Origin of the sequence: Rheinheimera riviphila (assembly GCF_004005945.1) — a bacterium.
GTDB classification, from domain to species: domain Bacteria; phylum Pseudomonadota; class Gammaproteobacteria; order Enterobacterales; family Alteromonadaceae; genus Pararheinheimera; species Pararheinheimera riviphila.
On sequence record NZ_SACS01000013.1, the window covers coordinates 22,866 to 36,084 of the forward strand.

The following is a 13,219-nucleotide window of genomic DNA, read 5'->3' on the forward strand; positions in this document are numbered from 1 at the left end:
GATGCCTACGATGAGGGTTGTACGTCCGCGGCTGGCATTGATGCAGTACGCCTAAACCGGCTCAGCAGCAAATACACCACTGGCGTGCTGTACAGCGTCAACAACTGACTGACTAACAAACCGCCGACAATGGTAATACCCAGTGGCTGACGTAGCTCTGAGCCTTCGCCCATGCCCAGCAACAGCGGCACGGCGCCCAACACTGCCGCGCAGTTGGTCATCAAAATTGGCCGCAGCCGTTGTCCGGCAGCCTGCAGTACGGCTTCTTTTGGCGACAAGCCCTGGGTACGCTCGGCTTCCAGCGCAAAATCAATCAGCAGAATGGCGTTTTTCATCACGATACCAATCAGCAAAAATAACCCCAATAACGCAATCAGGTTTAAGTCGGAATTGGTCAGATACAGCGCCAGCAAAGCGCCGATCGCCGCGCAGGGTAAAGTGGAAATGATCGTCAGCGGCTGCACCATACTCTCGTAAAGTACGCCAAGCACCAGATACACCGCCAGCACCACGCCAACAAACAACCAGAAATTATCCTGACTTTCGAAAATGGCATTGCGTTGATCTTCACCGTTAATGCTGTGCACTGTCGACGGCAGCATTAGCTTGGCCAGCAGCTGATCAATCGCCGCTGCAGCCTGCTGCGCGGAGACGCCGGGCGCCAGCGCATAACCAATGCCCATCGAAGCAAACTGGCCATCGTGGCGCACCCGGTCGCTGACCAAACCATAACCATAACTAGCGATGGCGCTGAGCGGCACCCTGCTGCCATCTTTGCTTATCAGCATTAACTGCTTCAGTACTTCCGGCTGCGCGGTATAACCCGGCGCTAACTCCATCACCACCCGGTACTGGTTCATTTCATCGTACAAAGTGGCTACCTGACGCTGCGAAAACGAGTTATTTAGCATGGTGGCGACGGTGCGCATATCGACACCCAAGCGCTGCGCCGCTTCACGATCAATCTGCAGCACCACTTGCTGCGCATCTTCACCGCCCGGTGCATCGACATCGGTCAGTTCCGGCAGCTCTTTCATGCCTTCGGCGACTTTTTTGCCCCATTCGCGCAGCGGTTTCAGTTCACCCGATAACAACAACAATTCAAAATCGCTGCTGCCAAAAGGCGACGATAAACGGATATCCTGATCGACACTTAAAAACACTATAGCGCCCGGCACTTTTGGTGCATTCATCCGAATGCGATCCACCACTGCCTGCGCCGAAATTTTGCGCTCGGCCAAAGGTTTTAAGCGGATTTGGATCCGTGAATTGCTTAAGCCCATCGCGCCGCCGCTGGCGCCGGTGATATCGGCAATCGCTGGATCTTTCAGTAAATACTGCCGGAATTCTTCAATTTTTGGCTGCATCACCTGATACGAAAAACCATCGTCACCACGGACAAAACCATTCAGCTGACCAGTATCCTGATCCGGCAACATGCCGCCTGGCAATTGGTTATAGAGCCAGCCGGTACTGCCAAAAATCACCACCATCACCAACAACACCCAGCGTTTATGTAACAGCACTGTGCCAAGGCTGCGCTGATAACCGGCAGCAAACCGGCTGAACGCGCTGGCTTCAGTTGCTATTGGTTTTTGAGTAAGCGGTTTTAATAACAAAGCCGACAAACTCGGCGTTAGCGTCAGTGAAATCGCCAGTGAAATCAGCATGGCGCCAGCTAAAGTAATCGAGAATTCGCGGAACAGCCGCTCAACTAAACCGCCCATAAATAAAATCGATAAAAACACCACAATCAGCGCCGCGTTCATCGCGATCAGGGTAAAACCAACTTCACCAGCGCCTTTACGCGCCGCTGCAATCGGGGTTAAACCCGCTTCGATATGCCGTTTAATATTTTCCAGCACCACAATCGCGTCATCGACCACTAAACCGGCAGCGACAATCAGCGCCATCACCGATAAATTATTCAATGAAAAATCACACAGATACATCACGCTAAAAGCGCCAATCAACGACACCGGAATAGCCGCCGTTGGGATCAGCGCGGTGCGGAAGCTGCCTAAAAACAGCCACACCACAATCACCACCAACAATACCGAAATAAACAAACTGAGCTGCGCTTCACTCAAGGTGGCGCGGATCACCGGCGAGCGGTCCATCACCACCGATAAATCAGCATCGGCGGGAATAAGTGCTTGTAACTGCGGTAATTGGGCGTAAATGGCATCGATGGTGGCGACTATATTGGCACCACTGCGACGGCTGATTTGCAAAATAACGGCGCTGCGCTCGTTATGAAAACCCGAGGCATAGCGGTTTTCGGTGGAATCGGTGACGGTGGCAACATCGGTCAACCTAATGGGCGAACCATTTTGGTATTTAATCAATAAGTTCTGATAATCGGCGGCGCGGCGCATTGTTTGATTCGTCGCCAGCTGCCAACGTTGATCGTCCAGTTCCACTAAGCCCAGCGGCACTGTGGCATTGGCGCCACTAATGGCGGTGCGCACTTCGTCCAGTGCAATGCCAAAATGACTGAGCATCGCTGGATTTAGCTGCACCCGCACGGCTGGCAGTGAAGCACCGGTCACTTCAACTTCACCCACCCCTTGAATTTGCAATATTTTCTGGGCGATGACCGTGGCCGCGGCGTCATACAACACGCTGGACGCCAGATTGTCTGAGCTCAGTGCCAGCGCCATCACCGGTTGCTGCGACGGGTTAAATTTGCGGTACATCGGGTTACCCGGCATCCCAGCCGGTAACTGCGCGCGTACCGCGTTAATCGCCGCCTGCACTTCTCGCGCGGCTTCGTCGACATTACGATCCAGCTTAAATTCCAGCCGGATCTGGGTTGAACCCTGATTGCTGTTGGAACTGATGCGGTTGATGCCAGCGATACTACCCAGCGCCCGTTCCAGCGGCGTCGCCACCGTTGCCGCCATACTTTCCGGACTAGCGCCCGGCAAACTGGCGGTGACCACTATCATCGGAAAATCAACCGCCGGCAGCGGCGATACCGGCAGCAAGCGCCAGCACAATAAACCGAGCAGCAAAATAGCGGTGGCGATCAGACCACTGGCAACCGGTCTTTCGATAAATGGATGCGCCAGATTCATCAGATTGCTGCCCCGGTAGTTGGCTCTGTCGCAGGCTCTTTAGTCGTTGCGGCCGTCGGCTTGCGACTTAAATGCCGGTCAAACCACAGGTACACCACAGGCGTGGTGAACAGCGTCAGAATTTGACTGACAATCAAACCACCCACCATCACCAGACCCAACGGCTGGCGCAATTCAGCACCCGAACCACTGGCCAGCAACAACGGAATAGCACCAAATAACGCCGCTAAGGTGGTCATCAGAATAGGCCGGAACCGCAATAACGCCGCCTGATAAATCGCTTCGCGTGGCGTTAAACCGTCATTACGCTGCGCTTCCAGCGCAAAGTCGACCATCATAATGCCGTTTTTCTTCACTAAACCTATCAACAACACGATACCAATCACCGCAATCAGATCCAGCGGCTGGTTCATGATCAGGAGTGCCAGCAAGGCGCCAACAGTGGCCGAAGGTAAAGTCGATAAAATGGTCAACGGGTGAATAAGGCTTTCGTACAAAATCCCGAGCACGATGTACATGGTCAGTACCGCCGCCAAAATCAGCCACAAGGTATTGGACAATGATGCCCGGAACGCTTCAGCTGCGCCCTGGAAACTCAGTTCAATTTCGGCCGGCAGCTGCAGTTGTTGCTGCGTTTCTTCAATCGCCGCTACCGCTTCACCCAATGAATAACCGGCAGCTAAGTTAAATGACAAGGTCACCGACGGAAATTGCCCCTGGTGGTTAATCAACAAAGTAGCCGGCCGCTGCGTCACTTTCGCCACTGCCGACAAAGGCACCGTGCCGCCGGATGCGGTGGTTAAAAACAATTTATTCAGCGCATCAACACCTTGCACCTGCGCCGGATCCACTTCCAAAATCACCCGGTACTGGTTGGCTTGGGTAAACAAGGTGCTGATTTGGCGCTGGCTATAGGCGCTTTGTAGTGCCGCACCAACCTGACTAACGCTGATGCCAAGCCTGGACGCCGCAGTGCGGTCGATATCAATGTAAGCCTGCAAGCCTTGTTGCTGTAAGTCATGCGCCACTTCCGACAATTCCGGTCTGCTACGCAGTGCCGCCAGCACATCAGGTAACCACTGCCCCAGCACTTCGCTGTCTGGTGTGGTCAACGTGAACTGATATTGGGTGCGGCTGACTTTATCTTCGATACTTAATTCCTGCACCGGCTGGAACCAGCCTTTAATACCAGTGACTTCAGCCGCTTGCTGCTCCAACTGGCGCAAAATAACGGTCGCACTTTCACTACGGCTACCATGAGGTTTTAAGTTCAGCAAAATGCGGCCGCTATTGATACTGCTATTGCTGCCATCAACGCCAATAAAGGAACTTAAACTGGCCACATCCGGATGTTGCAGTAAATTGGCTGCGAGTTGTTGCTGCCGCTCGGCCATCGCCTGAAACGAAATATCCTGCGGCGCTTCGGTCACCACCTGAATAACCCCGCTGTCCTGCACCGGGAAAAAGCCTTTCGGCACCGCCAGATACAGCAAGCCGGTTAACACCACAGTACCAAACATCGTCAGCATTGCCAGCCGTTGATGGTGCAGCACCCACTGCAACATCACGCCATAACGCCGAATGATCCGCGACATCCAGTCATGTTCATCATCATGTTTTGGCATTTTGGTAAGCAAACGGGCACAGAGCATGGGCGTTAACGTCAGCGATACCAACAGCGAAATCAAAATGGCCACCGCCAACGTCACCGCAAATTCATAAAATAACCGACCAACCACATCAGCCATAAACAGCAGCGGGATTAATACGGCGATCAATGAAAAAGTCAGCGAAATCAGCGTAAAACCAATTTCCTGCGCGCCTTTGAGTGCTGCTTCCATTGGGCTCGCGCCTTGCTCGCGATGGCGGGCGACGTTTTCCAGCATCACAATGGCATCATCGACCACAAAGCCGGTGGCGATGGTCAGCGCCATTAAAGTTAAGTTATTCACTGAAAAATCAAGCAGGTACATCACAGCAAAGGTACCGACTAAACTGAGTGGCACCGCCAGACTTGGAATTATGGTCGCCGGAATAGTGCGTAAAAACACAAAGGTCACCAACACCACCAAACAAATGGCGAAAATCAGTTCCATCTGCACGTCATGCACCGAAGCGCGGATACTTTGGGTGCGGTCGGTTAAAATCTGCACCTTGACCGCCGCTGGCATGGTTGCGGTGAGTTGTGGCAATAATTGCTGAATCAAATCAGCGACTTCAATCACGTTGGCACCAGGCTGGCGCTGAATATTCACCAACACCGCCGCTTCTTGGTTAGCCCAGGCCGCTAAAAACCGGTCTTCCGCGCTTTGCTCAACCGTTGCCACATCGCGCATCCGCACCGGCGCATCACCACGCCAGGCGATAATTAATTCTTCATATTCCTGGGTACTGCGAATTTGGTCATTGGCGTCCAGCATGGTCGAACGAAACGGGCCATCAAAACTGCCTTTCGGCTGATTAGTATTGGCTGAAGTGATGGCAGCACGTAGTTGCTCCATGCTCAGACCCAACGAGGCTAACGCCGCCGGATTGGCTTTGACCCGAATGGCCGGGCGCTGGCCACCGGCCAAGCTCACCATGCCAACACCCGTCACCTGCGCCAGCTTTTGCGCCATCCGGGTATCAACTAAATCATAAACTTGCGGCAATGGCAGAGTGTCGGATGTCACCGCCAGTGTCAGAATTGGCGCATCGGCCGGGTTTACTTTGCGGTAAATCGGCGGTGCCGGTAAATCGTTTGGCAGCAAAGATCCGGCGGTATTTATGGCCGCCTGCACTTCCTGCTCGGCCACGCCCATATCGACCACCAGCGCAAATTGCAAAGTCACCACCGAAGCGCCGTTGGAGCTGGCCGATGACATTTGTTTTAGGCCGGGAATTTGGCCGAGCCTGCGTTCAAGTGGCGCAGTAATGGTTCTGGCGACGACATCGGAGCTAGCGCCTGGCTGAAAGGTAAACACCTGAATAATCGGATAATCCACCTGCGGCAATGCTGCCACCGGCAACAAGCGCCAGGCCAGCATGCCGGCGATCAACATCGCCAGCATCAGTAACGATGTCGCGACCGGTCGCAGAATAAAAGGTTTGGACATATTCATTAGTTAGCCTGCCGCGCTGGTCTGGTTTTTTTCACCTTGGCTTCGCTGTTTACCGGCGCTTCACCATTTACCGGCGCTTCGCTGCCAGCAGCCGCATCAGCAATCACTTCCACCTGCCGACCTGGTCTTAACCGATCCAAACCTTCCAGTACTACCAAATCGCCAGCGGCCAAACCTTCTTCCACGGCCACCAGGCCATTATCCACGGCGCCTAATTTCAGCATTTTAATCTGCGATTTTTGTGCTTTATCAACGGTGTAGACATAAGTGCCCTGTGAGCCATATTGCACCGCATCTTGCGGAATGGTCACAGCGCCACTTTGTATGGCTACGTTCAGCCGCACATTGACAAACTGGTTCGGGAACAACTCTTCATGTTGATTGGCAAATTCCGCTTTCAGTTTTAAGGTGCCGGTGGCTAAATCAATCTGATTATCCAGCGTCGTCAACACACCGCTGGTCAGCTGTTGTTGTTCAGAGCGGTCCCAGGCTTCGACCGACAACGCCACACCTTTGCGGTACGCATCGCGCACTTGGGCTAATTGCGTTTCCGGAATGGTAAATTGCACCGCGATTGGCGAGCTTTGAGTGATCGTCACTAATCCGTCGGCGCTATTGGCCTGGACTAAATTGCCCGGATCAACCCGGCGTAAACCTAAACGGCCGCTGATCGGCGCTTTAATTTCGGTATAAGACAGCTCCAGTTTGGCAGCGTCAATTTGCGCCTGATTTGATTTCAGCGTGCCTTTAAGCTGATTCACTAGCGATTGCTGATTATTAAACTGCTGCGCCGAAATAGAATTTTGCTGCTTCAGCTTTTGATACAAGGCCAAATCCTGCTCGGCATTGACCAGCTGCGCTACATTCTGCTGCTTCACGCCTTCGGCTTGCGACAACTTCACCTGATAAGGTGCCGGGTCTATCCGCGCCAGCAACTGACCGGCTTCAACTTTTTCGCCTTCTTTGAATAACACTTCGAGCAACGGACCACTGACCCGGCTTTGCAGCACCACGGTATTGAGCGGCGTCACAGTACCAATGGCTTTGACCTGGACTTTTAAATCAGAACTGCCTGCTGCGATCACCCGCACCGGCACCGGCGCATTCCACGGGTTGGCACCTGCGCCCGGACCACCTGGACCGCCCGGACGTGGACCGCCTGCTCTTGGCCCCCCTTGTCCGCCTGGACGCTGACCTTGTTGTGCAGATTGGCCGCCGGCAGCGGTTTCGGCATCCGCAGACAGATACCACCAACCGCCAACCGCCAGTGCAGCGAGACTTAAACCAGCGATAAGGGTGCGTGTTGTTAACTTCGGCATTCTGAATTTCCCTGCAAATGCTCATGACTCTGTGAGTTCAGTCGCCAATGCCTGAATGCTTTATTGCAACAGCTGGCGGTCGAGCGATAATTTACGACGAACCTGGTTGGTAAGTTCATACCAACGATGAATTTTTGCTGCATCCTAACGATAATCAGCCGCCGCGCGACAGCCGCTGCGGTCTTTCCACCAGCAGCTGCGACCAGTACTGCTGATGAACAGCAACGTCTAATGGATCGCCGGCTTCGGATGATGTTAAGGCCGCAGACCCAAAGTGGGTCCAAACGGTGACGCTACGATGTGTTGGCGGACATCGTCCGGCAACGCCTGTAGTTGCGCTTTGCTAAGCCGCGCCAGATAAAGGCAATTGCTGACCAGCCACTCAGTTCCAGGGTCCGCATTAAACTGATGCTGCGTCAACAAAGGGGCAATCAGCTTTTGATCCAGCCCCCATAACGTCAGCAGATAAGCTGAAATCGCTACATCGGGTCTGATGCTGTCCGACTGTTCAGCTTCCAGGCCCGGATCATCCAGCATCCAGCCGTTTTGCAGTAATAGTAACTGCCCAAAACAACTCAGAATGGCCGCGATAAACACGTGCTCCTGTTGCTGCCGTTTCAGCTGGCTTTCTTTAGCCAGCGAGCGGCAGGCATTCGCCAACTGCAGCGCCTGCTCCATCACCTGGCCATGCTCTTTAGCGGAAACTGTCGCCGAAGCGCCTTTGACCGCCAACATCAGCACCAGCATTTCCACCACCTGCATGCCAAGACGGCTGACCGCGATGTCCAGCGACAGCGTTTCACTGGCAAAGCCCATATAAGGTGAATTGACCAGCTGCATTAAACGCGAAACGACCACCGGATCATGTTCCAGTAAACGGGCGACTCTGGCCACGTCCACCGTCGGATCGGCCAACTGCTGCCGCAAGTTGTTGCTGACCGCCGGGAACACCGGGTAATGGGTAAATGACGCCAGAATACGCCGCGATAACGCTGGTAACGGCAAGGTTTTTAGCCGCTGCGCATTTTGAAATAACTGGGTTAAATGTTCAAAATCAACAGATTCGCCAATAAAGGCATGGAAGTGATCCAGATGGTCCAGCACCACATCGTCATGCAGGGTATTGGTCACCACCACCCTGAGCGCTAACGGCGCCATAAAACAAACCAGCCGCTTTTCTTCCAGGCCTGCAATGATGTCCTGCGCATCAAAAAACAACAAATCAGTGCTGTCTTCATTCCGCGGCGCCGCGGCATAACTACCGATCGTCGGAAAACTTCGCAGCTGCCAACGCGCGTCATATTTGGTGCAGTACTTATTTAAGAAACTCAGCAAGGCCGGGTTAAGACTGATAGCAACAACCTGAAACATGGGAATGTCCTTTGCAATATTGGCTCAATGTAACAGTAGCGGGGACAGTGCTGTAGTCAATTTACATAACCTTTGCACTTACATCGGGTTACAATTTGACCGCTCCAGTCCCGAAAATGCCACTTGTTTTGTTTTTGTAAATGAATTAGCTTATTTTGCTGTTATTCACCTAATTCAGGAACTCGCCATGAAACACCTTTTAACCCTCGTATTGTTGGTTAGCATCACTGGCTGTGGTGCAACCGCCAACAACACAACGAAACAAACTGAAGCTACCAACAAAACGGCCGCCACCGCGGAAGCGGACAAGCCGAAAAAAGATATGATCTGCCGCTCAGAAAAGGCGCTCGGTTCGAATATGAAAACCAAAGTTTGCCGGCCAAAAAGCTAACACTTAACCTACCGCGACCAGCCCTCTGGCGTTAACAATTACTTGGGAATTTAAGCCCTTCGCAATTGTTAACCGCCACACCGCTGATAACAGGCCGGATCCCGCGGGCAATGATTTCCCCTGGAACAAATCAGTTGCGCTGGCTTTTCCAGACTCCGCGCCACCCAGTTAATATTCAGAATATTGGCCACCGTACTTAAAGTGCTTTTGATCGCCGGCGGAATTTTCCCGGCGCCGCCTTGGCTATTACACAAAGCTTTTAATTCCTGCGCCATCGCATCGGCGTCCATACCCTGTGCATCAATCGCCGGGTTTAAATCAATGCCGGCGCACAGCACATGGGCGTTGCCCGCCAAATCCAATACTTTAGTCGATTCACAACAATAAATTCTGGGTTGTCCCTGCACTTCTAACAATGACAACTGCGCCGAACTTTGTTGCCCTTCAACATCAAACATCCGGAACACCGCCCAGTGCTGACAAGGATCTTCCACTTTGCGCATATTGCCCCACGGCAGCGGAATGCCATTGCCGCGATACACTGCCTTTAATTTGCCAGGGGTATAAGCATCAAAATAGTGCCAGTGATGATAAGGCGACACCGCCGTCATCCGCCGCATCGCCACCGAAGCAGATACACCAGCGCCCTGGTGCGAGCTGATTTCATAACCATGGCGGTCCAGCAATTGCCGGAACGGCATTTTCGGGCACAACAAAGCGCCGGCGAAAAAGCTTGATTCAAAGTCACGCCAGGCGTGCAGAATGTCCTGCGGCGCCATATCGGGTGAATCCGATCCCACCACTTCCTGCGCGCCACCGACCGACATGCCACTTTTGACACCGTCTTTGTTATGGAGCACGGCATGGCCAATATGCACCGCCAGCTCGTATTTCAGCCGGGTTGGATGGTTTTTCAGAATGCGGTTTAAATGCAAAGTTTTTGGTGGCAAATAAAACGAGGTTGACACGTTTTTACTCAGCACCCCCAGCTCATCCAGCACTTCTTTGGGCACTTCATCAAACCAGCTGATACTGAGCCCAAGCTGCTTCACGATTACCAACAAATCTTCGACGCTGAGTGGCATCCGCTTTAAACCAACTTCTTCAGCGGCGCGTTCCAGCTCCGGAAAGTGGTTTTGGTGATGCTCCTGATGCGCGCGGATCAATAGCTGCGCAAACTGTTTGCCGCTGATGCCGGTTTGCGACAACATTTCCGGAATGGCAATTTGCAGAATGTCGTTGGAAAACAAAAAGCCTGGTTCCAGCGCCATACCATGAATGCCACCGCGACTGCCTTTGGCCGGCGTGATATCCAGTTGCTGCTCTTCGCCATCGAGAAACCATTCCAGATCTTTTTGAAAAACCTGGGCAATCACCGTTAGCATTTCGACGCTGGGCACCCGTTTGCCACGTTCGATCATCGACAAGTAAGACACCGACGGCGCGTATTCCGGATCGATCCGGATACAGCGGGTCGACAAGTCTTCCATCGTTAAGTTATTGCGTTTCCTCAGGTTTCTTATTTTAGTCCCGAGGAAATGTGATTTTCTGAGTAAGCTTTTTGTTGAAGTCATTTTGTAAAATTCACACTGTGAAGTTTTAATTGTCAAATTATGCACAAAAACAACATAGACTAAGTTCTAAGCAACAGCAACGACTGCTTGCAGCAATGAATAGCCAGAGTGAGCGAGGATAACCACCATGACGATGACACAACGCAACGAGCAGCATGATCAATACCAAACGCAGCAACCACAAATGCTTGATCATTTCATCCGCCAGGAAATCAACGCCATCAGCGCGTTAAATGATAGCCACTTACGGCAGATCCTGGATTACTCCAAAGGCTTTTTGGATAAAGTCTTCCCACTGGAGCACGGCTCGCACAAAGATGTTCTGAGTTATGTGGTGTATTACCAACATTTGTTGGCGTTTTTAAAAGATGGCAGCAACAGCGGCTTGGCCGATCCAACCCAGTTTGTCGCGCTGTGCGGTTCGAAACAAAAGCCACAGTCGGTGTTGTTACGTGGTGAAGGTCGTCATGTCGAACTGGTGTTCTGCGGCAGTGGTCAACACAGCGCCCGCGATAATGCCGGCATTACCGATATTCAGTTAGAGATTGCCGCCGAGCAGCCAGAGCTGTCACCACGCTGGTTCAGTATGATGGACGGGCAATTACGCAGCGATCAGCTGCCAGGGTGTCACGGCACTTGTTTTACGGCGAAAGATGGTGGCGATTATCAGCTTTAACGTAAAAAAGGGGGCGGAGCTCATTGCAACACAATGAGCTCCGCCCCTTTTTTAAGTTATTGCTGTTTAATTTCAGGCTGATAAATCTTGTTATTCAGTATGTGATCCTGATTTGGATCCCGAACCTCTAAACCATTTGGAACAATGGCCGCTGCCGCAGATTTCGCCGCCAGCGCCTGAGCTAAGGTTTGGGTTTGCACCGGGCAAGTCCCGCTACTCATATATTGCAAAGCAGCGCTGAACATCTTCTCGTTGCTGTCACCTAATGGTCTCGTCAAATCATCGGCAACACTGCAGCCTTTAATATCAGCAGCGAATTGTGGAGCTGGCGCAGGTCGTAAACCATCCGCATAATCGCCAAAACCTTTGGCATTGACGCCACTGAACTGAATAGTGCTGTACGTCACACCACAGTTATCCGTTGGATTAAAGCCATAAGGTTTACCGCAGGTTTTACTACCAATCAGGATCACTTCCAAATCAACACCCCGTAAGCCATTAATAAAGGCTTCGCTGGCTGAACAAGTGTTCGCTGTTGAGAGCACAAAAACCCGGCTCAGACCTACGACAGGTAAATTCTCTCCAGTTAGTTCACCGGCCTGATAATCGATTTTTTTATCATAAAATGGCACAGGTCTCTGCACCTTCCCGGTCTCGGGATCGGTATTCGGATACTTGTCGTTAAAGACCAATTTCTCAAAATCACGACCCTGAATAATATTCGGACCTGCCACCATAAATCCAAACTGACTGGCAAGTGCCAACAAACCACCGCCGTTATAGCGTAAATCAATCACCAGTTCGCTGACATTGTCATTTCTGAATTTATGAATAGCAGCAATCAGTTGCGGCTGCGCGTTGGCAATATGTGAGTTAAATTGCAGATAACCTACTTTTCCTCTAGCGCTGTTGATCACTTTGACATTCTGTACCGGATTGGTCGGCACATCGGCTGAAACCAGGGTGTAGCTTCGACGCACACCTTGCTGGTCAACAAAGGTAAACTGATGACTTTCGCCCGCTTTGGCCGGTAACAATCCAGCGTTAATTTTATCAACTCCGGCCTGGGTGTTGTCATTGACAAAATCGACGCCATCCACTTCCAGCAATTTAGCGCCACGGCCCAGATTTTGCGCTACGGCTGGGGAAGCACTTTCGGTGTAGGCAATGACAAAATCCCGCGGTGGCGCAGTTGCACCTGCTTTCCAACTGATGCCATAACCAGAAGTCACACCACTTTGCGTACGTTTTTTATACTCTGCGGTATTATCCTGATAATGGTACTTGTCTTTCACCGCGCCAGAATCAATCACGGCAGTGGTTCGCAACAAATTAAAATACTGCTCAACGGTATAACTCGCCGGATTCAAATCAGATAACTCGCGATACCATAAATAAGTGCGGTTACTCCAGCTGCGCAACCACATCTTTTCATGGTCGGTGGTACCGGCTTTATCCGGATAGGCCGTATTGGAATAAGGATTAACACCACTGCGCGGCGCGGCGCAGAAGTTTTTGAATGTGCCTTCGGCCGGGAACTGACCGGCAACCCAGGTTGGCGCCGGTGGAATGGTACCGGTGCCCGGATTTGGCGCCGGTGGTGTCACTGTGGTCCCACCGCCGCTACCACCGCCACATGCCGTCAACGCCAGAGCTGAAATCAGCAGGGTGAGACTGCTGCGCAATTGAATAAACTTCATCGGTATG

The 13,219-nt window shown here is 52.2% G+C and carries 8 protein-coding genes; 2 read left to right on the forward strand and 6 right to left on the reverse strand.

The window, feature by feature from the left end:
* Positions 1–5: 5 nt before the first annotated feature.
* From EOE67_RS12550 to EOE67_RS12565, 4 genes are all read right to left on the reverse strand, one after another.
* Positions 6–3,080 carry an efflux RND transporter permease subunit gene (locus EOE67_RS12550; protein ID WP_127699429.1) on the reverse strand — a complete coding sequence of 1,025 codons (3,075 nt, stop codon included), beginning with the start codon at positions 3,078–3,080 and terminating at the stop codon, positions 6–8.
* The gene (locus EOE67_RS12555; protein ID WP_127699430.1) at positions 3,080–6,181 is read right to left on the reverse strand and encodes a multidrug efflux RND transporter permease subunit; all 3,102 of its coding nucleotides are present in this window, start codon (positions 6,179–6,181) and stop codon (positions 3,080–3,082) included. The genes EOE67_RS12550 and EOE67_RS12555 overlap by 1 nt, the downstream gene beginning before the upstream one ends.
* A complete protein-coding gene (locus EOE67_RS12560) occupies positions 6,181–7,500 on the reverse strand; it encodes an efflux RND transporter periplasmic adaptor subunit (protein WP_127699431.1) in 1,320 nt (439 codons plus the stop codon). The genes EOE67_RS12555 and EOE67_RS12560 overlap by 1 nt, the downstream gene beginning before the upstream one ends.
* 255 nt (positions 7,501–7,755) lie before the next feature.
* Entirely contained in the window at positions 7,756–8,871 is a 1,116-nt protein-coding gene (locus tag EOE67_RS12565) for an HDOD domain-containing protein (protein ID WP_127699432.1), read from the reverse strand.
* A 4-nt stretch (positions 8,872–8,875) separates the two neighbouring features.
* Between EOE67_RS12565 and EOE67_RS12570 the strand changes: the two genes are divergently transcribed.
* The gene (locus EOE67_RS12570) at positions 8,876–9,262 is read left to right on the forward strand and encodes a hypothetical protein (RefSeq protein WP_127699433.1); all 387 of its coding nucleotides are present in this window, start codon (positions 8,876–8,878) and stop codon (positions 9,260–9,262) included.
* 68 nt (positions 9,263–9,330) lie between these two features.
* On the opposite strand, the gene EOE67_RS12575 is transcribed toward EOE67_RS12570, so the two are convergent.
* Positions 9,331–10,752 (reverse strand): DUF3612 domain-containing protein, encoded by a 1,422-nt coding sequence (locus EOE67_RS12575; protein WP_240652803.1) that lies wholly within the window; start codon positions 10,750–10,752, stop codon positions 9,331–9,333.
* Between the two features lie 211 nt (positions 10,753–10,963).
* Between EOE67_RS12575 and EOE67_RS12580 the strand changes: the two genes are divergently transcribed.
* Positions 10,964–11,512, forward strand: a complete 549-nt coding sequence (locus tag EOE67_RS12580) for an aldolase/citrate lyase/malate synthase family protein (RefSeq protein ID WP_240652804.1) — start codon at positions 10,964–10,966, stop codon at positions 11,510–11,512.
* A gap of 56 nt (positions 11,513–11,568) precedes the next feature.
* Here EOE67_RS12580 and EOE67_RS12585 read toward each other — a convergent pair whose 3' ends face one another.
* Complete coding sequence (locus tag EOE67_RS12585) at positions 11,569–13,212, reverse strand: S41 family peptidase (protein ID WP_127699435.1); 1,644 nt, start codon at positions 13,210–13,212, stop codon at positions 11,569–11,571.
* Between the last annotated feature and the right edge of the window lie 7 nt (positions 13,213–13,219).